The sequence below is a fragment of the Actinomadura napierensis genome (genome assembly GCF_039529375.1).
GTDB lineage: Bacteria > Actinomycetota > Actinomycetes > Streptosporangiales > Streptosporangiaceae > Spirillospora > Spirillospora napierensis.
Genome location: NZ_BAAAMR010000015.1, coordinates 1 through 22,378 on the forward strand (window position 1 = coordinate 1; position 22,378 = coordinate 22,378).

General features: G+C 70.5%; 20 protein-coding genes and 1 pseudogene. 10 read left to right on the forward strand and 11 right to left on the reverse strand.

Going from position 1 to position 22,378, the window contains the following annotated elements; translation table 11 throughout:
* Positions 1-105 precede the first annotated feature (105 nt).
* From ABD296_RS11170 to ABD296_RS11180, 3 genes are all read right to left on the reverse strand, one after another.
* A complete protein-coding gene (locus ABD296_RS11170; RefSeq protein WP_344264539.1) occupies positions 106-675 on the reverse strand; it encodes a VOC family protein in 570 nt (189 codons plus the stop codon).
* A 184-nt stretch (positions 676-859) separates the two neighbouring features.
* Positions 860-1,318: a hypothetical protein gene (locus ABD296_RS11175; RefSeq protein ID WP_344264542.1), complete on the reverse strand. Its 459-nt coding sequence runs from the start codon at positions 1,316-1,318 to the stop codon at positions 860-862.
* Between the two features lie 18 nt (positions 1,319-1,336).
* Complete coding sequence (locus ABD296_RS11180; protein ID WP_344264545.1) at positions 1,337-3,667, reverse strand: transketolase-like TK C-terminal-containing protein; 2,331 nt, start codon at positions 3,665-3,667, stop codon at positions 1,337-1,339.
* A 98-nt stretch (positions 3,668-3,765) separates the two neighbouring features.
* On the opposite strand from ABD296_RS11180, the gene ABD296_RS11185 reads away from it, so the two are divergent.
* Complete coding sequence (locus ABD296_RS11185; RefSeq protein ID WP_344264549.1) at positions 3,766-4,455, forward strand: GntR family transcriptional regulator; 690 nt, start codon at positions 3,766-3,768, stop codon at positions 4,453-4,455.
* Between the two features lie 25 nt (positions 4,456-4,480).
* Here the strand turns inward: ABD296_RS11185 and manA are convergent, their stop codons facing one another.
* The 4 genes from manA to mmsA form a co-directional block, all read right to left on the reverse strand.
* On the reverse strand, positions 4,481-5,659 hold the full coding sequence (gene manA, locus ABD296_RS11190; RefSeq protein WP_344264552.1) for a mannose-6-phosphate isomerase, class I: 1,179 nt from the start codon (positions 5,657-5,659) through the stop codon (positions 4,481-4,483).
* A 99-nt stretch (positions 5,660-5,758) separates the two neighbouring features.
* Positions 5,759-6,862 (reverse strand): sugar-binding protein, encoded by a 1,104-nt coding sequence (locus tag ABD296_RS11195; RefSeq protein ID WP_344264555.1) that lies wholly within the window; start codon positions 6,860-6,862, stop codon positions 5,759-5,761.
* A gap of 113 nt (positions 6,863-6,975) precedes the next feature.
* Positions 6,976-8,280 (reverse strand): multiple monosaccharide ABC transporter permease, encoded by a 1,305-nt coding sequence (gene mmsB, locus ABD296_RS11200; RefSeq protein WP_344264558.1) that lies wholly within the window; start codon positions 8,278-8,280, stop codon positions 6,976-6,978.
* Complete coding sequence (gene mmsA / locus ABD296_RS11205) at positions 8,277-9,797, reverse strand: multiple monosaccharide ABC transporter ATP-binding protein (RefSeq protein ID WP_344264776.1); 1,521 nt, start codon at positions 9,795-9,797, stop codon at positions 8,277-8,279. Before mmsA ends, mmsB begins: the two co-directional genes overlap by 4 nt.
* A gap of 341 nt (positions 9,798-10,138) precedes the next feature.
* Between mmsA and ABD296_RS11210 the strand changes: the two genes are divergently transcribed.
* From ABD296_RS11210 to ABD296_RS50565, 3 genes and pseudogenes are all read left to right on the forward strand, one after another.
* A complete protein-coding gene (locus ABD296_RS11210; RefSeq protein WP_344264561.1) occupies positions 10,139-11,380 on the forward strand; it encodes an ROK family transcriptional regulator in 1,242 nt (413 codons plus the stop codon).
* 69 nt (positions 11,381-11,449) lie between these two features.
* Entirely contained in the window at positions 11,450-12,373 is a 924-nt protein-coding gene (locus ABD296_RS11215) for an ROK family protein (RefSeq protein WP_344264564.1), read from the forward strand.
* A gap of 137 nt (positions 12,374-12,510) precedes the next feature.
* Positions 12,511-12,963, forward strand: a pseudogene (locus tag ABD296_RS50565) (amidohydrolase family protein); the annotation flags it as partial.
* Positions 12,964-13,180: 217 nt separating this feature from the next.
* Here the strand turns inward: ABD296_RS50565 and ABD296_RS11220 are convergent.
* Together ABD296_RS11220 and ABD296_RS11225 are read right to left on the reverse strand one after the other, a co-directional pair.
* Positions 13,181-14,803 carry an FAD-dependent monooxygenase gene (locus tag ABD296_RS11220; RefSeq protein ID WP_344264566.1) on the reverse strand — a complete coding sequence of 541 codons (1,623 nt, stop codon included), beginning with the start codon at positions 14,801-14,803 and terminating at the stop codon, positions 13,181-13,183.
* A complete protein-coding gene (locus tag ABD296_RS11225) occupies positions 14,800-15,705 on the reverse strand; it encodes an alpha/beta hydrolase (protein ID WP_344264568.1) in 906 nt (301 codons plus the stop codon). The genes ABD296_RS11220 and ABD296_RS11225 overlap by 4 nt, the downstream gene beginning before the upstream one ends.
* 239 nt (positions 15,706-15,944) lie before the next feature.
* Here ABD296_RS11225 and ABD296_RS11230 point away from each other — a divergent pair, with 239 nt between their 5' ends.
* Positions 15,945-16,370 carry an ABC transporter permease subunit gene (locus ABD296_RS11230; protein ID WP_344264779.1) on the forward strand — a complete coding sequence of 142 codons (426 nt, stop codon included), beginning with the start codon at positions 15,945-15,947 and terminating at the stop codon, positions 16,368-16,370.
* Between the two features lie 2 nt (positions 16,371-16,372).
* On the opposite strand, the gene ABD296_RS11235 is transcribed toward ABD296_RS11230, so the two are convergent.
* Both ABD296_RS11235 and ABD296_RS11240 read right to left on the reverse strand, forming a co-directional pair.
* Entirely contained in the window at positions 16,373-17,179 is an 807-nt protein-coding gene (locus tag ABD296_RS11235) for an IclR family transcriptional regulator (protein ID WP_344264571.1), read from the reverse strand.
* Between the two features lie 36 nt (positions 17,180-17,215).
* A complete protein-coding gene (locus ABD296_RS11240) occupies positions 17,216-17,710 on the reverse strand; it encodes a VOC family protein (RefSeq protein WP_344264574.1) in 495 nt (164 codons plus the stop codon).
* Between the two features lie 109 nt (positions 17,711-17,819).
* Between ABD296_RS11240 and ABD296_RS11245 the strand changes: the two genes are divergently transcribed.
* The 5 genes from ABD296_RS11245 (at position 17,820) to ABD296_RS11265 (ending at position 22,369) form a co-directional block, all read left to right on the forward strand.
* On the forward strand, positions 17,820-18,659 hold the full coding sequence (locus tag ABD296_RS11245; RefSeq protein WP_344264577.1) for a fumarylacetoacetate hydrolase family protein: 840 nt from the start codon (positions 17,820-17,822) through the stop codon (positions 18,657-18,659).
* 59 nt (positions 18,660-18,718) lie between these two features.
* Entirely contained in the window at positions 18,719-19,804 is a 1,086-nt protein-coding gene (locus ABD296_RS11250; RefSeq protein ID WP_344264580.1) for a TAXI family TRAP transporter solute-binding subunit, read from the forward strand.
* Positions 19,801-20,505, forward strand: coding sequence for a class II aldolase/adducin family protein (locus ABD296_RS11255; protein WP_344264583.1), 705 nt, complete (start codon positions 19,801-19,803; stop codon positions 20,503-20,505). Before ABD296_RS11250 ends, ABD296_RS11255 begins: the two co-directional genes overlap by 4 nt.
* Before the next feature lie 91 nt (positions 20,506-20,596).
* Positions 20,597-21,346: a dienelactone hydrolase family protein gene (locus ABD296_RS11260; protein WP_344264586.1), complete on the forward strand. Its 750-nt coding sequence runs from the start codon at positions 20,597-20,599 to the stop codon at positions 21,344-21,346.
* A gap of 42 nt (positions 21,347-21,388) precedes the next feature.
* Positions 21,389-22,369: a cupin domain-containing protein gene (locus ABD296_RS11265; RefSeq protein ID WP_344264589.1), complete on the forward strand. Its 981-nt coding sequence runs from the start codon at positions 21,389-21,391 to the stop codon at positions 22,367-22,369.
* Positions 22,370-22,378: the final 9 nt, after the last annotated feature.

Below are 22,378 nucleotides of genomic sequence, written 5' to 3' on the forward strand. Positions count from 1 at the left end.
ATGATCCTTCCCGGCCGAGGCATCGGCCCCAGCCTTCCGGATCACCACCCCACCCACACGATCTTTCGGACAGTCCCGACTGGACCCCGTTTTCGCGCCTGGGAGCTAGTGCGCTCCCATGAGCACGCCCATCGGGTCCGGCAGCTCTGCCTGCACGGACCAGGAGCGGTTCGTGAGCTCGTCGACGGTGGCGCCGGACTTCCGCGCCTTGAGCAGTTCCTCGGGGTCGAACGCCGGTCCCACCGAGTCGGCGGCGTACTCCGGGCCGTGCATGTAGTGCGTGGCGTCGTCGGGCGCGGCGAAGTTGTCGATCTGCATCTCGACGAAGTTGCCGTCCGGGTCGCGGTAGTACATCGACGTCGTCACACCGTGTGCGATGGACACGGCGGGTGTGATTCCCCGGTCGCGGAGGAGCACGTACCGGTCGAGGAGGCCGTCGAGGTCGTCGAAGGTGTAGGCGACGTGGTGCATGCAGGCGGTGGCGGGGCTCTTGCGCTCCAACGGCGTTGGAGATTTGAGCAAGGCGATCCTGTGGTGCTCCTCGTCGAAGGTGATGAAGGCCAGCGCTTCGTCCTCGTAGACCACGTGCCCGTCCAGGACGGAGCAGTACCAGTCCCGCATCGCGGCGGGCTGGCCGGTCTGGAACACGACGTGCGCGAATTTCGGAGTCGGCATCGCAGGGACCTCCTCAGGGACGCCGGCGGACGGATCGTCGGCCGGCTCGTTCTGTGATGCAAGGCACAGATTAGTCTCTATATTTGATAACAGCAACCACGAACTGGCCTTATCCATAGACCCGCATTCGCCCTACCGTTGTCGGATGGGAAATGCCGGGCGGACCGAGGTCAGATGCCGTCGCTCAGGCGACCTCAGCGCCATCGGGGCGGGCGAGGCGACGGTATGCCTGCCGGACGGCCGGCAGCAGCCGGGCGGCCGCCTCGGGATCGGCCTGCTCGGTGCGGAGTTTGAGGATGTCGCCGTTGCGGCGGTCGGCCGGGACGTGGTCGCCGCGGGCCGCGACCAGCGTGTGGAAGTGCCGGTGGTTCTCACCGAAGACCAGCAGGTATGTCGCCGGTGCGCCGGTGGCCTCGGTGACGGCCGCGACCAGATCCCTGGCCCGCCGGGCGAAGGTGACCAGTTCCGCGTCGTCGAGACCGGTGATGAGGTCGGCGTGGCGCCGGGCCCGCAGGATGAACCAGCCCGGCACCTCGTACCCCGGGACGATCTCCGCGGCCCACAGGGGGTCGCTGAACACCCGCGCGGTCTCGTGGGCCCGCTCCATCTCGCACAGCGGGCATGGATTCTCTGTGTCGTTCACGGTTTCCTTCCGGGGACGTCAGCGCAGGTCGAGGGCCGCCGCCACGATGCTGTCGGTGTCGATGCGGTGATGGCGGTACACCTCGTCAAGGTCGCCGGACTGGCCGAACCGGGTCACCCCCAAGTGGCGCGCGCGCACGTTGTTGACAGCGGCCAGGAACGCCAGCGTGTGGGGATGCCCGTCCAGCACGGTGACCAGCGGGGCGCTCCGGTGCGCGGGGAAGGCGGCGTCCAGGATCCAGCTCGGACCTTCTTCCCGGCCGGCACGGTTCTGCAGCGCCTCGAAGAGCAGTCCCGGACTGGTCACGCACACCACGTCGGCGGGCACTCCCGACGCCGCCAGCCGGTCGGCCGCCGCCAGCGCCTCGGGCAGGAGGGCGCCCACCGCCGCGATGCTCACCGCGGGCGGGCCGTCGGCGCGGCGTATCGGGTACGCCCCCGCGACGACCTGGCGGCGCCGGAGCTCTCTGGCCGCCGGGTCCTCCGGGACGCCCGCCAGGGACTGGTCGACGGGACGGGTCGACAGCCGCAGATAGGCCGACGTGCCGTCCGGGCGGCCGAGCCTGGCCAGCGAGGCCAGCAGTGTCCATTCGACGTCGATGGCGAAGGCGGGCTCATAGGTGACGCAGCCCGGCTGCTCCAGCCCGACCGACGGGGTGGTGATCGACTGGTGCGCGCCGCCCTCGGGGGCGAGCGAGACGCCGGACGGCGTGCCGACCAGGATGGACTGGCCGCCCGCGTAGATGCCGAAGGACCAGGGTTCCAGTGCCCGCTCGACGAACGGGTCGTAGAGAACCCCGATCGGCAGCAGCGGGCGTCCCCAGCGGCTCCAGGTCGCGCCGAGCTCGCCCAGCAGCCCGACCAGGTTCGTCTCGGCGATGCCCAGCTCCAGGTGCTGGCCGGACGGACGCTCGCGCCAGTGCAGGATCGTCTCGGGGTCGTCGTCGAACCAGTCACGCCGCTCCCGCACCGACCAGACGCCGACCTTGTTGACCCAGCCGCCCAGGTTGGTGGACGAGCTGACGTCCGGGCACAGCGTGACGACCTGCCGCGCCGCCTCGGGAGCGGCACGGGTGAGGTCGAGCAGGGTCCGGCCGAGGGCGGCCTGGGTGGTCGTGCGCCCGCTCGGGGTCCGGCCGATGTCGGACGGGATCGCCGCCACCGCTCCCGCGGGGGCCGGTTCCCGGCGCAGGCGCAGCGCGGTCTCGGCGCACAGCCGCCCGGCCGCCGAGTCCGGGACGAAGCGGGCCCACGGCTCGTCCGGCGACATCCCGACCCGGTCCGCCAGCGCGGCGAACTGCTCGGCCGACAGCAGCGACGAGTGGTTCTGGGGGTGCCCCTCGGTGGCCAGCCCGTGCCCCTTCACCGTGTAGGCGAAGATCACGGTCGGCCGGTCGTCGTCGATGGCGTCGAGCGCGTCGCGGAGCGCGTCCAGGTCGTGTCCGCCGAGGTCGCGGACCGCCGCGTGGACGGTGTCGTCCGCAAGGGGGTCCAGCAGGGCCCGGACCGCCGCCGAGTCCGGCCCGGATCCGGGCAGCCGCTCGCGCAGCTGTTCCGGCGCGCACCTCAGCAGCCGCTGGTATTCCGGGTTGGTCATCGAGTCCAGGCGCCGCCTGAGCGCCTCGCCTCCGGGCCGGGCGAACAGCTCCTCCAGAAGGCGTCCGTACTTGACCGTGATGACCTGCCAGCCCGCCGCGTCGAACATGCCCTGCAGGCGGGTCGCGCCGATCTCGGGCACGACGCGGTCCAGCGACTGCCGGTTCAGGTCGACGATCCAGCACACCTCGCCGAGCTCGCCGACCATGGGGTCCAAGACCGCCTCCCAGCAGGCGCCCTCGTCCAGTTCGGCGTCTCCGACCAGGGAGAACTGCCGCCCCGTGCCGGCACCGCCGCCCTTGGACCCGACGTAGCGGCGGGCGAGCGCACCCCAGATGGGAGCCGTCGCGCCGATGCCGACCGATCCCGTGGAGTAGTCCACCACGTCGGGGTCCTTGGAACGGCTCGGGTAGCTCTGCAGCCCGCCGAAGGCGCGCAGGGTGGTGAGGTACTCCTCCTCCAGGCCGCCCAGCAGGTAGTTGATCGCGTGCAGCACCGGCGAGGCGTGCGGCTTGACCGACACGCGGTCCGCCGCCGTCAGGCATCCGAACCACAGCGCGGTCATGATCGTCACCATCGAGGCGCTGGAGGCCTGGTGCCCGCCGACCTTCAGGCCGGAGGGGTTGGGCCGTTTCCGGTTGGCGTGATCGATGATGGCGGTGGACAGCCACAGCACCCGTTCTTCCACCTGGCGCAGGGCATCGACGCGTTCCGCTCCAGGGCGCCGCCGGGACGGTGCCGTCGCGTTGGTCATGATCACCTCCGAGTGTTATCACATATAGCATGCCAGCTCGGAAGGGCTGATCGCTATAGTTGATATCGACCTACCCAACCGCGAGCAAGGGATCCGACGTGGCGACACCGCGGGGGGCCGTCCGGCCCATCACGTCCCGATCGGTGGTCGATCAGGCCACCGACGAGCTGCGCCGCGCGATCCTGGCCGGAACGCTCGCGCCCGGCGAGGAGTACTCGCTGCGCGAGCTGGCCGGCATGCTGGACATCAGCTTCATCCCGATCCGCGAGGCGCTGCGGATCCTGGAAAGCGAAGGCCTGGTCATCTCGCGGCCCGGCCGCAGCACCGTCATCGCGCCGCTCGACCTCGACGACCTGCACGGGATCTACCGGCTGCGGCGGACCCTCGAGCCGGAGATCGCCAGGCGCTCGTGCGTCCTGCTGACCGACGAGGAACTCGACGCCCTGGACGCACAGGCCGCCGGGTTCGGCATCAGGGAACACGGCATGGCCGACATCTACGAGGGGCACCACGCGTTTCACCTCGCGCTCCTGGCGCCCGCCGCGACGACCTGGGACATCCGGATCCTGACCACGCTCTGGCGCGCCGGCGAACGCTACATCCGGATCGGTTTCGGCAAGCTCGACCCGGATCCCGCCGAGCACGAACGCCGCGGGAAGGCGCACGTCGACCTCGTCGCCGCCTTCCGCAGCCGCGATCCCGACACCGCCGCCGCCGGCATCGAAGAGCATCTGTCCCGCAACGAGCGGATCGCCCTCGGCGCCCTCGGAGACGCCCCGCACTCTTGACCCTTCCCGCTCGGACGCGACGCGATCACCGGGGGCCGGCGTCGGGGGCGGATGCGCGAAATCCGACACCGTCGCCTTCGATCACCAGCGGGCCGGCGCCCTCGTAGGGCACGAACAGGGCCTCGCCCGGAGCGAGCAGCTCGGTGGTGCCGCCGCGCGCCACGCTGAGGGTGCCTTCGAGGCAGAGGATCGCGCTGGGGCCGGGGACCGGGATGCCGATGGGCGGGCGTGGGCGCAGCCTGGTCAGCTGGAACTGCTCGGCGGGGGTCGGGTACAGCTCCTCGCCCGTGGGCAGGATGGACGGCTCCAGCACCTCGGGCCGCGTCGGGGTGAAGTCGGTGACGGCGGCGAGTTCGGCCGTGTCGATGTGCTTGCCGGTCAGGCCGCCTCGCAGCACGTTGTCGGAGGAGGCCATGATCTCGACGGCCGTTCCGCGCAGGTAGGCGTGGATCGTTCGCGGGGCGGTGTAGAGGGCCTGCCCGGGACGCAGCGCGCGCAGGTTGAAGAGCAGGGAGGCGACCGCTCCCGGATCGTCGGGGTGGTCCGCCGCGATCATCGCCGCCGCTCGGTGCGCGGGGTCGGGGCCGGTCGTGCCCGCGTCGCGTACCTCCGCGACCAGGGCGGAACGGTCGGCGCCAGGCCAGGCGTTCAGCGCTCCGAGCGCCGCCTCGGGGCCGCCCTCCTCCAGGATGTCCGCGAGGCGCCGTAGCCGGGCGCCGTTCAGGGCCCGCAGCAGGCGCGCGGCGATCTCGGGCGCGCGGAATCCGCACAGCGCTTCGAACGCGGTGACGGCGTAGACCAGTTCCGGCTTCGGCCAGTCGTCGCGGTAGTTGCGCGTGGCGGAGTCGCGCGGGATCCCGAGCGCCTCCTCGCGCGCGAACCCGCGGCGGGCCTGCCCGGAGTCGGGGTGCACCTGGATCGACAGCGGCTCGGCGACCGCGAGGATCTTGAGCAGGAAGGGCAGGCGGTCGTGCCCGGGGCCCAGCAGTCCGGCGCGGTCCGCCTCGATCGCCGTCAGCAGGTCGGTCCCGTCGGCGAGCCTGGACGGCGCCGCCGGATGCGCCCCGATCCAGACCTCCGCCTCGGGGCCGGCCGTGGGCGAGGGCCTGCCCTGCAGGTCCGCGATGGCCGTCCGCGATCCCCAGGCGTAGTCGCGGATGGGGTTGTCCAGCCGGTGGAGCTGGAGCTGCGTGCCAGTGTGCATATCGTCCGGCTCGAGGTTCCTGGGGAGTCGGGGGTTCAAGGGTGCGGTGGGTCACGGGTCCGGCGGGCCGATGACAGACCCGCCGGACCGTTCGACCGCTTACCTGGTGAGCGGGGCGAGCTTGGGGTCGGTGGCGTACGCCTGGGCGGCGTTCTCCTTGGTCACGATGACCGGCGGAAGCAGGTACGCCGGGACGACCTTCACGCCGTTGTTGTAGCTGTTGGTGTCGTTGATCGGCGGCTTGGTGCCCGCCTGCAGCGCCTTCACCATGTTCACGGACTCGGCGACGAGCTTGCGGGTGTCCTTGTTGATGGTGGAGTACTGCTCGCCGGCCATGATCGACTTGACCGACTCGGCCTCGGAGTCCTGGCCGGTGACGACCGGGAGCGGCTTGCCGGCGCCCTTGACCGAGGTCAGGATCGCGCGGGCCAGGGTGTCGTTCGGGGACAGCACGCCGTCGAGGGTCTTCTTGCTGTAGGAGGAGGTCAGCAGCGAGTCCATGCGCTGCTGGGCGCCCTCGGCCTTCCAGCCCTGGATCGCGGTCTGCTTGATGTCGGTCTGGCCGGAGCCGACCTTGACCTCGCCCTTGTCGATGGCCGGCTTGAGGACGCTCATCGCGCCGTTGAAGAAGACCGCGGAGTTGTTGTCGTCCGGCGAGCCGGAGAACAGCTCGATGTTGTACGGGCCCTTCGGCTTCTTCTTCCTCATGCCGTCCAGCAGGGCCTGGCCCTGCAGCTGGCCGACCTTGAGGTTGTCGAACGCGACGTAGTAGTCGACGTCCTTGGTGTTGGTGATGAGCCGGTCGTAGGCGATGACGATCGCGCCGGACTGCTTGGCCTGCGCCACCTGGGTGGACAGCTGCGCGGCGTCGGTCGCGCCGATCACGATCACCTTCGCGCCCTTGGTGACCATCGAGGAGATCTGCGCCTGCTGGTCGGCCACCGTGGTCGAGGCGCCCGCGTACTGCACGTCGGCCTTGAACCCGGCCTGCTTCAGGCCGTTGGTGAACAGGTCGCCGGCGAGCACCCAGTTCTCGGAGGTCTTGGCGGGCAGCGCCACGCCGATGAGGGAGTCCTTGGCGAAGCCCTTCCCGTCGCCCCCCTTGCTGTCGGAGCCCTCCCGGTCGTTGGAGCAGGACGCGGCAGTGAGCGCGAGCATGGCTGCCGCGCCGACCGCAAGGGTCTTGGTGAGGATGGAGCGCATTGTCGGGTGACCTTTCTCGGTTACTGCGGGGTGGGATTGCCTGCCGCGGCAGTGGCGGTCGGAAGGCTGTCTGAGAGGAGCGGGTCAGCCGGAGCCCGGTCGGCCGTGTCCGCTCATCCGTTGACGGCGGCCCTGTCGGCAGCGGAGTCCCCGGGCGACGGTGGCGACGTCGCGTCCGCGGGCGCCGCGTCGCGTTGGAACTGACGCGTGATCGACCCGATGACCGAGAAGCGGCCCTGCTTCTTGTTGAGGACGTCCAGCGCGGCGGCGAGCAGCAGCACGAGACCCTTGATCATCTGAACCCGGTCCGAGCCGACGCCCTCGAGCTGGAGGCCGTTGTTCAACACGGCCATGACCAGGCCGCCGACGATGGAGCCGCCCACGGTGCCGAGACCGCCGGAGACCGCGGCGCCGCCGATGAACACCGCCGCGATCGCGTCGAGCTCCCAGTTCAGGCCGTCCTGCGGGCCGGACGCCGCCGAGCGCGCCACGAAGATCATTCCCGCCAGCGCAGCGAGGACCCCCATGTTGGTCATCACGAGGAAGTTGACCCGGCGGAGCTTCACGCCCGAGAGCTCGGCGGCGCGGGAGTTGCCGCCGACCGCGTAGATGTGCCGCCCGCCGGCGGTGTTGCGGGTGTAGAACGCGTAGGCGATCACCAGGACGGCCAGGATGATGCCGGAGATCGGCAGGCTCGTGCCGACCCGGCCGCCGGCGAAGCGCAGCGTGGCGAAGACGATGACGCCGAGCATGACCGCCAGGCGGATCGCCGAGACCCACACCGGGGTGAGCTCCGCGCCCATCTGCTGCCGGACCTGCCGTGCGCGCCACTCGCGCACCACGACCGCGACGCACGCCAGCAGGCCGAGCAGCAGGGTCAGGTTGTTGTAGCCGGTGTCGGGCCCGACCTCGGGCAGGAAGCCGGCGCCGATCTTGCGGAAGCCCTCCGGCACCGGCACGGTGTCGGCATTGCCGATGTACTGGTTGGCGCCGCGGAACAGCAGCATCCCGGCCAGCGTGACGATGAACGCCGGCACTCCGACGTAGGCGACCCAGAAGCCCTGCCAGGCGCCGATCGCGGCACCGGCGAGCAGGCCGAAGACGATCGCCACCGGCCATGGCAGGTTCCACTCCGACATCGACTTGGCGACCACGATGCCGGTGAACGCGGCGACCGAGCCGACCGACAGGTCGATGTGGCCGGCGACGATCACCATCAGCATGCCGATGGAAAGGATCAGGATGTAGGAGTACTGGCTGACGACCCCGATGAGGTTGCCCGACGACAGGGTGAGGCCGTCGGTGAGGACCTGGAACAGCAGCACGATCGCCACCAGCGTGAAGATCATGCCGAACTGTCGGGCGTTGGACTGGGTGCCCCCGAAAAGGCTCTTCTTCAGGTCTTGGTATCGGCTCACGGCGTTGCCAACTTCTTGTTGGAGGTCATCTGCTTCATGAGGAGTTCGGGGTCGGCCTCGCCGCGCGGCACCTCGCCGGTGATGGTCCCCTCGAACACGGTGTAGATCCGGTCGCACAGGCCGATCAGCTCGGGCAGCTCGGAGGAGATGACGATGATCCCCTTGCCCTGGCCGGCGAGCCGCTGGATGATCCCGTAGATCTCGTACTTGGCGCCCACGTCGATGCCGCGCGTGGGCTCGTCGAGGATCAGCAGGTCCGGGTCGGTGAACATCCACTTCGCCAGGACGACCTTCTGCTGGTTGCCGCCCGACAGCGTGGTGACGCCGGCGTCGACCGTGGGCGACTTGATCCGCAGGCTCTGGCGGTACCGGTCGGCGACCTCGTGCTCCCGGAACCTGTTGATCACTCCGCGCTGGGTGATCTTCGACAGCTTGGCGGCGACGATCGAGGACTTGATGTCGTCGAGCAGGTTGAGCCCGATCTCCTTGCGGTCCTCGCTCACGTAGGCCAGGCCGTGCCCGATGGCGTCGGAGACCGTCTTCAGATGGATCTCCTCGCCGTCCTTGTAGGCGTGCCCGCTCTCCCAGATCCCGTAGGAGCGTCCGAACAGGCTCATGGCGAGCTCGGTGCGGCCGGCGCCGACGAGGCCGGCGAAGCCGACGATCTCGCCGCGGCGGACGTTGAAGCTGGAGCGTTTGGCCACCAGCCGCTCGGCGGAGACGGGGTGGCGCACGGTCCAGTCACGGACCTCGAAGAACACCTCGCCGATGTCGGGGGTGTGGTCGGGGTAGCGGCTGCTCAGCTCGCGGCCCACCATGCCGCGCACGATGCGGTCCTCGTCGACGCCGTCTGCCTTGACGTCCAGCGACTCGATGGTCCGCCCGTCGCGCAGGATGGTGATCCGGTCGGCGACCGCCGCGATCTCGTTCAGCTTGTGCGAGATCATGATCGAGGTGACGCCCTGCCGCTTGAACTCGCGCAGCAGATCGAGCAGGTGCTGGGAGTCGCCCTCGTTCAGGGCGGCGGTCGGCTCGTCCAGGATCAGCAGCTTCACGTCCTTGGCGAACGCCTTGGCGATCTCGACCAGCTGCTGTTTGCCGACGCCGATGTCCTTGACGAGCGTGTCGGGGTCCTCCCTGAGGCCGACCTGTTTCAGCAGCGCCAGGACGCGGTGGTGGGCGCCCCTCCAGTCGATCGCGCCGCTCCGGCGCATCTCGTTGCCCAGGAAGACGTTCTCGGTGATCGACATCCCCGGCACCAGCGCGAGTTCCTGGTGGATGATCACGATGCCGGCGCTCTCGCTCGCGCGGATGTCGCCGAACCTGACCTCCTCGCCGCGGTAGACGATCTCGCCGCTGTAGGTGCCGTGCGGGTGCACCCCGCTCAGCACCTTCATGAGCGTCGACTTCCCGGCGCCGTTCTCGCCGACGATCGCGTGGATCTCGCCAGTGCGGACCGACAGGTTGACGTCGGCCAGGGCGGTGACGCCCGGGAACGTCTTGGTGATCGACCGCATCTCCAGCAGGACCGTGCCGGTCTCTGCGTCGGTGGCGGCGCCCTCGGCGGGGACCGCGTCCTTCGCGGGGCTCATACCCGATGCCCCCTGTCCCGCAGCCCGCCGCGACTGCGCGTATCCGGTCCCGGGGGGACGCGGTGTGCCTCTGACATCGATATCTCCGATGATCTTGCTTTGCCGGCGCGGGCCTGAGAGTCGGACGTGACCCGCCGACGGCGCACGCGTATGACGCGGGTTACATCGGGGCACTTTAAATCCAATTGTTTTACAAAGTCAACGGCAGGGGCCAGAATAGTGTTTGGCAGCAGGCAGAGGCCCGATGCCGGAAGAGAGGACCTTCGTTGCGGCAGGCAGGCACGAACCTTCCCAAGGTGGGGCGCTACAACAGCGCGGTGGTGCTGGACCAGATCCAGCTCGCCGACGGCATCAGCCGCGCCGAGATCGCCGAGCGCACGGGCCTCACCCCGCAGACGGTCTCCGGGATCGTGAAGAAGCTGCTCGCCGAGGGGATCGTCCGGGAGGACGGCTCCAGCCGCGTCGCCGGGCTCGGCAAGCCCCGCACGAGGCTGCGGATCAACGGCGACGCGGGCTGCGCGGTCGGCCTGCACTTCGACCCGGTCGGGCTCGCCTGCGTGGTCGTCGACCTGCTCGGGCGGCCGCTCGTGCTGAAGCGCAGCCCGACACCGGTCGGCGCGCAGCCCGCCGAAGTCGTCGCGGCCATGGCGGACCTGGCCGGTCAGGTGCTCGCCGCGGCGGCCGTGCCGCGCGAACGCGTGCTCGGCCTCGGCCTGGCCAGCCCCGGCCCGATCGACCAGGACCGCGGCATGGTCGTCGCGCCGCCCAAGCTCGAGAACTGGTCGCACGTGCCGATGAAGCAGCTGCTGAGCGAGGCCACGGGCCTGCCGGTGACGCTGGACAACGACGCCACCGCCGCCGCGATCGGCGAACGCTGGTCGGGCGCCGGCCGCGGGGTCGCCAACTTCGCCTACTTCTTCTTCGGCACCGGCATCGGCGGCGGCCTGATCCTCAACCATCAGGTCCACCGGGGCGGCTCGCTCAACGCGGCCGAGTTCGGGCACACGTCCGTGGAACCGGGCGGCCCGCGCTGCTACTGCGGCAACCACGGCTGCCTGGAGAGCCTGATCAGCCCCGCCGCCATCACCGCCGAGACGCACCGCAGGCTCACCGAGGGGGGAACGGGCAGCGCGCTGGAGGAGCCCTTCAAGCGCGACCCCGGCTCCGTCGACCACGCGGCGGTGCGGCACGCCGCCGCCGAGGGCGACCCGCTGGCCACCGCGGTCACCCGCGAGGCCGCCGAACGCGTCGCGTCCGTCGCGGTCAACGTCGCGAACATCACCGACGTCGACCTGATCGTGCTGGGCGGTCACGGCATCAGGCACGTCGAGGCCCTCTACCGCGACGCCGTCGCCGAGGCCCTGGCGACCAGACCGCTGTCACGGCACATCCGGGTCGCGGACGTCGCGGTGTCGCCGCTCGGCCCCGACGCCGCCGTCGTCGGCGCCGCCTCGCTCGTCCTGCACGCCACCTACTCACCGCAGCTGTCGGCGCTCCTGGAGGACTGACCGGAGCGGTTCGTCGCCTCCGCCGCCCGCACGTCGCTCACCCACCGCTCGCACACCAAGGAATTCTTCATGGACCATGACGTCGTGCTCGCGGCGGACATCGGCGGCACCAAGATCAGCGCCGGTCTCGTGGGCGCCGACGGACAGGTGCACCGCCAGTCCGAAGTCGCCACCCCCGCCACCGGGCCCCTGCTCGAGGAGGCGATGCGCGAGCTGCTCGGCTCGGTGGCCGAGGGCGCCTCACCACGCGCGATCGGGTTGGCCTCGGCGGGCCCGGTCGACCCCTCGGCCGGGCGCGTGAGCCCGGTGAACATCCCGGCGTGGCGGGAGTTCCCGCTGCTCGACCTGGTCGGCGCCATCATGCCCGGCGTCCCGTCCGTCCTGGTCGGGGACGGCATCGCGGCGGCGCTGGGCGAGCACTGGCTCGGCGCGGGGCAAGGGGTCGAGGCGATGCTCGGGATCGTGGTGTCCACGGGCATCGGCGGCGGTCTCGTCCTCGGCGGCGAGGTGTACCTCGGTCCGAGCGGCAACGCCGGCCACATCGGCCACGTCGTCGCCGATCCCGCCGGTCCACCGTGCTCGTGCGGCGGTACAGGATGCGTTGAGGCCTACGCGAGCGGGCCGTCGATGGTCAGGTGGGCTCGTGGTCAGGGGTGGACGGGGCTCGACGCCCGCGCTCTCTCCGCCGATGCCGGTCGCGGCGACACGATCGCGCTCGCCGCGTTCGACCGCGGCGCCCAAGCGCTGGCCCGCGGCATCGCCGCCACGGCCACGGTGTGCGACCTGGACCGCGTCGTGATCGGCGGCGGCCTCTCGGCCGCCGGGGAGGTGCTTTTCGCGCCGCTGCGCAGGCACCTGGAAGGCCTCCTCACCCTCGGCTACGCGCGGCGGCTGACCGTCGTGCCGTTCGGGCTCGGGCGTTCCGCCGGGCTGCTGGGCGCGGCCCGCAGCGCCCTCCCGACCGCCCAATTCGAGTTCCCCACCCCCGCCTAGCCAGGGAATGACAGGGGCGATCTCGCGCGGCGCCTTGACCAGTGGAATCGCACCGCCCGCCGCAGGCGCCTAAGGAGCGGACGTCGGGGAACGAGAGCGCGCGGCGACCGGGCCCGGGAGATCCGCCGTCCGCCAACGTGGCGCACGCCTACGGCAAGCTCGTTATGGCGCACGCCACGTCGTCCGCCGCGGTCGACGAGCCCCTGCTGGCCGGCGCCGACATGATCCACCATGTCCCGCTGGACATCGCCCTGACCGCCGCATCGGCCGCGCGGTACGTCTCTGGCAGGCGGGTGTCGGTCCCGACGCTGACCATGATGGAGGGCTTCGCCGCACTGGGCATCCCCGGTCTGAGCTACGCCGCGGCGCGCGACAGCGTCATCGCCCTGCACCAGGCGGGCGTCCGGATCCTCGCCGGCACCGACTCCAACCACAAGCAGGGCATCCCGGTGCAGCCCGCCTTCGGCACCAGCCTGCACCACGAGCTGGAACTTCTCGTCCAGGCCGGACTCAGCACCGTCGAGGCGCTGCGGGCGGCGACGATCCTTCCGGCGCAGTCCTTCGGGCTGCGCGATCGCGGAGCCGTCGCCCCTGGATACCCGGGCGGACCTGGTCCTGGTCGACGGCGACCCCATCGCCGACGTCCGCGCGACCCGGAACATCCAGCGCATCTGGGCCGGCGGCGTCGAGTACTCCCCCGCTGCCTGAGCGGCTCATGGGTCGTGCCGGCCGGGTCTCCCGTCGATCCGGCCGACATGAGCCGCCGGGCCCGAACAGCGCCGCGGCGCCCACCGTGCCACGGCGCGATCAGCGTGCCGCCGGACTCCGGGACCACGTGCCTCCCCGTACCTTGTCGACGAGGGCCATGGCGTCGTCCGGAGCCCTGTTCCCCACCCAGGCGACGATCTGGTCGGGACGGACGAGCAGGAGCCCCGGCCCGGCGCGGCCGGTGCCGGCCGACCCGGGAAGTTCGAGGGTCTTCAGCGGGACGCCGAGCACCGCCGCCGCGTCCTCGATCGCCTTCTTGCCCGCCGCGCCGTCCAGTACCAGAAGGGTCAGGTCGGGGCCGAGCAGGTCGTACAGCGACCGGCCGTCTTCGAGGAAGCGGTGCGGCAGACGGGCCCCCGGCGAGCCGGCGCCGACCGCGCACGGCGCGAAGGTTATGACGGGCGACGCGGTGATGTGCAGGTCGAGGACCAGGTCGAGGGAGTGGAACTCGGCCTTCTTGGTGTCCTGGATGCGGGTGCCCGCCGCCGCGCGGGCGCGGGCGCCCGTCTCGTCGCCGTCGTCGAGGTTGTCGGCGAGCAGCTCGGTCGAGAGCACCCGCATGTTCGCCGTCGCCTCGCCGACGACGCGTTCCTGGATGGGGCGCCGTTCGGTCTCGTAGCCGTCGAGCAGGCCCGGCCCGCCCCAGCCGTTCAGGACGGCCGCGAGTTTCCAGCCGAGGTCCACCGCGTCCCCGATGCCGGTGTTGAGTCCGTGGCCGCCGAACGGGGGGTTGAGGTGCGCGGCGTCGCCGGCGAGGAACACCCGGCGGTCGCGCATGCGGTCGGCGATCTGCATCCGCGCCGTCCAGGGGTCGGTCGACAGGACGCCGGCCCGCACCGGCCGGCCCGCCAGGCCGTCGATGATGCGCCGCGCCTCGCGTTCGCCGGTCTCCCGGTCGACGCCGAAGGCGATCGCCCACCAGGTTCCGTCCCGGTCGATGGGGCCGACCAGTGCCGGCGCGGACGGATTGACGACCCAGTACTGGACCGCCGGCCCGTGCTTCACGTGGCCCCAGAGCTCGGGGCATGCGAAGACCATGCCGAAGTTGGGGCGCAGCGCCTCTCCCCCGCTGTAGGAGGAGCCGATCTGCTCGCGGACGACGCTGCGCGGCCCGTCGCAGCCGATCACGTAGTCGGCGGTGACGGTGCTCTGCCTCCCCGAGGCGTCCTCGACGGTGACGCTCACCAGATCGGCGTCCTGCCGCACCGCGACGACCCGGCTTCCGAGCACGAGGGCGCAGCCGTCGATACCGGCGACGGCCTCGCGGAGAAGCTCCTCCAGGACGTACTGCGGAACCTGCTGGCCGACCTCGGGGAACCGGTCGCCCTCCGGGCTGAGCCCCAGCACCCCGGTGAAGCGCGACAGCTCGTGGCCGGTCAGCGAGGTGCAGAACACGACGTCCTGCGACCAGGAGGCGGGCAGCGGTGCGCGCTCCCGCAGCCGGTCCGCCAGGTCCCAGCGGCGCAGGTGCTCCATCGTGCGGACGTTGACGGTCTTGCAGCGCGGCCGGGCCGTGGAGACGGCGGAGCGCGGCTCGACGACCAGGCAGCCGACACCGCGCCGGCCGAGTTCGACGGCCGCCGCCAAGCCGACCGGTCCTCCGCCCGCGATCAGGACCTGGACGCCGCGCGGGAGGCGGCCGCTCTCGCTGGAGGAAGTCAACGCGCGCTCGCGGCGTTCTGCCGGGCCCAGGCGGCGCACTCCTCGGCGAAGGCCAGTTGCCGCAGATGCAGAGCGAACCCGAGGGTGTGATGGTCGATGCAGTGCCCGGTGCCGCGGGCGACGCTCGCGTCGACGAAGGGCGCCGCGGTGAACATGGCGGCGAACCTGGCGACGTTCTCAGGCGTGCTGTCCCAGAGGGCGTCGAACTCGGCGAGCGCGTTGTGCACCGGGACGCGGACGCGCGGCGCCACGCTCGGCAGGTGCTCCTTCGGCCACATCGGCGCCTGGACGAGCTCCCGTACCGGGACCGGGGCGTACGAGCCGTGGGCCTGCTCCAGCCCCTCGGGGCCGTAGCTGGACTCGGGCCCGAACATCACCTGGTCTCGCTGGTCGTAGGGCAGATCCACCGTCGCGTCCGGGGGAAGGGAACCGAGCGCCTCGGCCGCGCCGCCGGGCGGGATGACGGCGCCCATCCCGGTGGCGGACACGCCGATCAGCGGGAAGCCGGGCTCCCCTGCGGCGATCATCAAGGCGATCATGCCGCCGATCGAATGGCCGACCAGGAACACGGCGCCGGCCCGGAAGCGCTCGACCGCCTGCTCGATGGCAGGGCCGAGCAACTCCACGTGGCGGGCGAAGGTGTTGACGTCCGGCTCGAGCGGCGAGCTGCCCCCGTAGCCGGGACGGTCGAAGGCCACGACCCGATAACCGCAGCGGGCGGCGACGTCCAGGAACGAGCCCTGGTCGGCTCCCGCCACGTCGAAGTAGCGCGCGGTGTAGGTACCGCCGTGCAGGGCGACGATCAGTGGCCTGCCGCTGCCGGCGGCGGGACCGGCGGCGAGCGCCGTGATCTTGTGCCCGTCGACCTCGAAGGTCGGGGTCTCGCGATGCTGGGCCATCATCGGCCTCCTGCCGGGGGTGGGTGTGACGGTTCCGCTCGTCCCGCGCGTCCGCGTACGGGGATGCAACGAAAAGGCCTGGCCGGGCCGCCGCGTGAAGCCCCCGGACGGCCGGGATCCGGATGCTGCGAGGATGATCGCTATATGTGATAACAGCAACACCTGCGGCACATGTCCGCCGCGCTGTGGTACGTCCTGGAACGCACCCGCTGGGCCGGCGCATCTAGGCCACCGGCGGCAACATCGATGCGATGGGCGGGTCCAGCGAAGCGGCCGCGCTGGCCGGGATCCGTACCTCGCGGATCATCCTGGGTGCGCTGGTCACCAGCGGGCTGGTCGCCGGGCTGGACGGGGTGCTGGAGACCTCCCAGCTCTCGGCCGGTGACCCCACCATCGGCCCCGGCTTCCTGCTGCCCGTCATCGCCGCGGTCTTCCTCGGCTCCACCCAGTTCCGCGGCGGCCGCTTCAACATCTGGGGCACCGTCGTCGCCGCCTACGTCCTGGCCGTCGGCGTCAAAGGCCTCCAACTGGCAGTCCTGCCCATCTGGATCCCCGACCTGTTCAACGGCACCGCCCTCCTGCTCGCCGTCGGCCCCGCCGCCTGGCGCAGAACACCCACCCCGCGTCGTGACGTCGTTGGCCGATCCGGCCGCACTCGATGGCCGTAACGTCAGGCGATGTTCCGCAGCCGCGCTTGATCGGCCAGTTGCCCGGCCGCCTCGAGAACAGGGGTGACGTACTGGTCGATCGTCGCGTCGGGCACGCGATGCGAGAGCGTCGCGATACTGATCGCGCAGGTGACCCGGCCGTCTGCGTCGCGAACCGGAGCCGCGACACCGAGGACATCGGGGTCGAGTTCGCCGCGGCTGACCGCATAACCGTGGTGGCGAATGTCGGCGAGGTGCTTCCGCAGCTTGTCGGGATCGGCGTGGGTGGCATCGGTGAACCGGGTCAGGGGGCCGGCGAGCAGATCGTCGAGCTCGTCGTCCGGCACCCAGGCGAGCAGGGCCAGGGCCGCCGCGCCGGCATTGATCGGCAGCACCTGGCCCCGTTCGTACGACAGCCGGAGCGCCTGCCCGGCCTCCTGGCGTTCGAGGCACACCACGGCGGACCCGGTTCGCCGGGTGAGAAGCGCCGGGGCGCCGGTCCGCTCCACCAGCTCTCGCATGATCGGCTTGGCCAGTTCCGACAACCCGATCCCCTTGCGCGCGAGTCGCGCCAGTTCCAGGACGCGGGGTCCGAGCCGGAAACCGCTGCCGGTCTGGTTCTCTTCCAGGAAACCGTTGGAGGTCAGCGACTCCAGGTAACGGTATGCGGTGGACCGGGCCACCCCGAAGTGTTTGGTGACCTCACTGGCGGACAGGGTGAGCCGTTCGTCGTCGAACAGCAGCAGGATGTCCAGAGCCCGGTCCGCGGTCGAATTCCTGACCCGGTACCCCTGGCCGCCTCCGGCCTCGCGCGGTGCCGATACTGACATGCAAGCAAGTTAGCAGGCGCGATGACGGTGCCCGCGTCACTGCACCGGCTGGTAAGCGGTGCCCCCGTCGGTCAGCAGCCGCTCGGCCTCGGCGTAGATCTGCTCGGGCTCCAGTCCGAAGTCGATGCTCCTGCGGAACGGCTGCCGGACGTCCTTCTCGATGCGCAGATACACCTCGTTGCGGTTGCCCTCGGGATCGAAGAAGTAGATGCCGAAGGCGTTGCCGTGGGTCACCTCCTGCTGGACCCGGACGCCCTCCTGCTGGAACAGCCGGTGGAAGTCGCGGATGTCGTCGAGCGAGGCCACCCGCCAGGAGATCTGGTGCTGCTGCTTGTCGCCGATCGCGGACGTGCGCCCCTGCTGCAGCACGAACTCGTGGTGCTCCTCGTCGGGGCGTGCGCTGAAGAACACGATGCCGAGGTCGGCGTCCTCGTCGGTGACCGTCAGGCCCATCATCCGCTCGTAGAAGTCGCGCATCTTCGCCAGGTCGTAGACCCAGAGGCCGGTGTGACCGAGTCCGGTGATCGCCATGTCTCCACCTCTCGCGATGTCCTACTTAGCAGGACTTATATCCTGAATAGTAAAACTACTGTACGATCAGGACTCCGCAACGGTCAACGACAGAAGAGGTGCACGGCCCATGCGACTGGCCACACTCCGGATCCGAGGCGAGACTCGCGCGGCGCGCCTGGACGGCGATGAGTACGTTCTGCTGCCCTTCCCGGACCTCGGGTCGCTGCTGGCCGCCGGGGCGCAGTGGCAGGAGGTCGCCACCCAGTGCGAGGGTGAGCGCCTGCCGAGCATGGACGCGCTGTACGCGCCGGTGGTGCCGCACCCGAACAAGATCATCTGTCTCGGACTCAACTACGCCGCCCACATCGCCGAGATGGGCCGCGACGCTCCGCAGTACCCCACGTTGTTCGCCAAGTACGACGGTGCGCTGATCGGCGCGTACGACGCCATCGAACTTCCCTCCGTCAGCACCCGGGTGGACTGGGAGGCCGAGTTGGCCTTCGTGATCGGGCGGGCCGCCCGTCACGTGAGCAAGGACGCCGCTCTCCCGCATGTCGCCGGCTACACCGTCGCCAACGATGTGACCGTTCGCGACTACCAGCGGCGTACGCGCGAGTTCCTGTCGGGCAAGACGTTCGAGGCGACCACTCCGGTCGGTCCGGTCCTGGTCACGGCGGATGAATTCAACGGCGCGGAGCCGGACCTGGAGATCCGGTGCGAGGTCGACGGTGAGGTGATGCAGCGCTCGCGGACCTCGGATCTCCTGTTCGGGGTCGCCGACATCGTCGCATACGTCAGCGAGATCATCACTCTTCTGCCCGGCGATCTGATCCTCACCGGCACGCCGGGCGGGGTGGGCGACGGCCGCGACCCCAAGGTCTACCTGGAGGAAGGGCAGACGCTGCGGACGACCATCGAGGGCCTCGGCGAGACGTCCAACGTCTGCGCGCCGGCCACGGCTACCTGAAGCACGAGGTCAGACGGTATACCTCTAGTGGTAGAGCTGATAGGGCTCCGGAGGCGCCCATGTCCGCCCGGCCCGCCGCGGGTCGGCGTCCCTCAGGGCTGGATATTTTCGGCAAACAGGACCATAGTCCTGTTAATCAGGACTCCAACGGATGGTGGGGAAGAGCCATGTCATCGGATGTGACAGCAGGCGCACGCCCTGCAGAACCGAAGATCGACCGGTCGGTGACGCTGCATCTACGCGGCGACTGGGGCACCGCGAACCTCCACCGCGTTTGCGGGTGGATCTCTCAGGAGCTCACCGACCGCTGCGGCCCGCACACCCGCATCGCCGTCTGGAACGGCCGTGGTTTCAGCGATGCCGTGCGCGCGGTCGGCCGCGGGGAGGTCCACGTGGCGATGACGACCCCCGTCGCTTTCACGACCGCCGCGCTCGACTCCCGAGGGGTCTTCGGCTCCGAAGGCTTCCCCGACCTGCGCGCGCTCGGTGTGGTGCCGCAGCGCGACCGTCTGGTCATCGGCGTCCACAAATCGTGGGGCATCACCTCCTTCGCCGAACTGCGCGAGAAGAAGCCGCCGCTCAAGCTCGCCACGTCCGTCAACGACGGCGTGAACTACGTGGGGCTCGCCGCTCACGAGATCCTCACGCGATCCGGCGTCGACATCCGTGGCTGGGGCGGGCGGCTCCTGGAGGACGAGCGCCCCTTCGAGACCCTCGACCACGTCAAGGCCGGCCGCGCCGACGCCGTCGCCCACGAGGCCTACATGCTGCCCGCATGGCAGGACATCGGCCGCGACCTGCACATGCTCGAAGTCGAACAGGACGTTCTGGATGGGCTGTGGGACGACTACAGCTGGCCGGCCGCGACCGTGGACGAAGGCCACTTCCCCGCCAGCCGAGGCTTTCGCACCCTGGACTTCTCCGACTTCCTCGTCCTGACCCGCGCCGACCTGGCCGACGACATCGCCTACGCGATCGCCTGGGTACTCGGCGAGACCCGGCACATCATCGAGAACCAGTACCGGCATCTCGCACCCGAGCGCAGCCCCATCACCTATCCGCTGGATCCGGCCACCATGGGTGTGACCCCGGTTCCGTTGCATCCCGGCGCCGCCCGCTACTACCAGGCACTGCCGCGCGCATGACTCCTCTCGAAGCCCAGGAAATGGCCGTGCAGGCCTCGCATGCGCTGGCGGCCGGCGGCCACCAGGACATGGTCTGGGGCCATGCCGCGGTGCGCGACCCGCAGGGCCGCGGCATCTGGATCAAAGCACCGGGCTGGGGACTCGAAGAAGTCGACAGAACCCGGCTTCAACTGGTCTCCTTCGACGCCACAGTGCTGGCCGGCACAGGCCCTCCGCACAAGGAGTGCCACATTCACCTTGAGGTGCTGCTGGCCCGGCCAGAGCTGGTCTGCTCGGTGCACACGCACGCACGCAGCGCCGTCGCCTTCGCCGCCCTCGACGTGCCACTGCTTGCACTGTCACACGAAGGCGCCTTGTTCGGCGGTGACGACGTGCCCCGTTTCCGTGAGACCGGCGCCCTGGTCAGTACACCCGAACTCGGTGAGACGCTCGCCGCCACGCTCGCAGACGCCCCCGCCGCACTCATGCCCAAACACGGTCTGGTCGCCGCCGGTCGCAGCGTTCCCGCCGCCGTCATGCACGCGGTTCTGCTCGAACGGGCCTGCCAGATCCAGCTGGCGGCCATGGCGGCCGGGCACATCCGCACCTGTTCCGACATGAACGAGGCACGCGCCAAACGCGCCGAATGCTGGCCCGAGAGCCAGCTCGAGGCGGGCTGGCGCTATCTGCTGCGACGCGCCCCCGGGGCCATGCCGTCCTGAACCGGCCTTGGGCCGGCGCGGCGGGACCAGCCGGTCCAGCCACACGAGCACACCTCTGCCCACGTTGTCCGACCGATCAAGGAGGTCTCACATGGCCGACCCGACCAGCGCCGCATCCGCCGTGAGCACCGAGTGGCTCACGCTACCGACCGCCGACGGCCCGATGCGCGTGTACGCGGCCCGCCCCGCCGCACCGGCCGACCGGGCCGTCATCGTGCTGCAGGAGGCCTTCGGGGTCAACGACCACATCCAGGACATCGCCCGCCGCTACGCCGCCCAAGGCTTCTTGGCCATGGCCCCCGACCTGTTCCACCGCACGGGGGTCGTCACCCTCGACTATCAGCGGCATGCCGAAGCGATGCCCCTGATCGGCGCCATCGGAGCAGACGCCATCGTCACCGACGTCGGCGCGGTCATGGATCATCTGAGCACCACCGAGGGCGTCCCGGCCGGCCGCGTCGCGGTCAACGGATTCTGCTTCGGCGGCCGGGCCGCCTTCACCACCGCCACCGCGATGCCGGGTCTCGCCGCCACCGTCGTCTTCTACGGGCCGGGAATCGCCGCCGGCCCGCACGCCGTCATCGCCCGCGCCGAATCCATCGACGCCCCCGTGCTTCTGCACGTCGGCGCCGAAGACCCCACCATCCCCGCCGAGCAGGTCAAGGCGATCGACAGCGCCCTCGCCGCAGCGGGAGTCACCTTCGAAAGCCACGTCTACGACAACGCCGGCCATGCCTTCGCCTGCGACGCACGGCCCCACATGTACCACGCCCAGGCGGCCCGGCTCGCCTGGCAGCGCACCCACGAGTTCCTCGCACGGCACCTGCCGGCCAACGCCTGATCCGACCTGGACCTCCACCGCCCCACGAAGCGAGGCACCCCGATGGCGACAGTGCAAGAAGTCGTCCAGGTCGTCTGCACGGACCAACCCGAGCGGACGATCGAACGCGATGAGGACCAGCTGCTGGCTGCTCCGCACCCGAACCCGTTCCCCATCAAACTGTGGCGAGACCACGAGCCACTGACGGTCGTACATATGCCGCAGGAGTACAGGGCGCAGCCGTTCGCTCCGCCGCGCGGAATCTACGAGAACGACCAGGTCCGCATCGAATGGCAGACCATGGACAACCGTCAGCCCTTCTACCACCGCAACTGCGACGTCGACGAGATCTCCTACCAGATCGCCGGCGACCGGACCCTGATGACCGAGCTCGGGGTCGTCGAACACCGTCCGGGCGAATTCTCCCGGCTGCCACGTGGAGTCGCCCACGACAACCACGGTCGCGAGGAAAGCCACCTGCTGTTCTACACGCCCGCGCCGGCCAGGGAAGAGCGCGCAGCGGCGCGCCTGTCCGAGCCGACGTTCCCCGCGTTCCCCGGCTGGGAACCCGGTGCGGTCAACGAAGCCGTGACCCAATGCCTGGGCACGCCCGGACACGACATCACCGTGTTTCCCATCGACGAACTCCGGCTGCTCGAACAGGTCTACGCGGAGGACGGCAGACTGCAGGTCCTGCGCGGAACCGACGACGGGGTCAACTGGCTCTACCGCTCCCCCTGCTTCCGGCTGGCCACCGTGCGTCTGCCCGCCGTCGGCGGCCACGTCTACCGGCGGACCCTGGACGCGGACGAAATCCAGTATCAGATCAGCGGTCACCGCACCCTGGTCTCCCAGCGCGGCATCGTCGATCTGGGCCCCGGCGACTTCGTCCGCATCCCCCTGGGTGTCGCGCACACGAGCATCAGCACCGCGGACACCGAGTACATCGCCGTGTACTCCGACCGCGAACTGCCGCAGATCGCGGCGACCTCCAAGACCGCCGAGCCGTACACACCCCGGTTGCTGGCCGCCCGGCGCGGCTGACCTGATCCG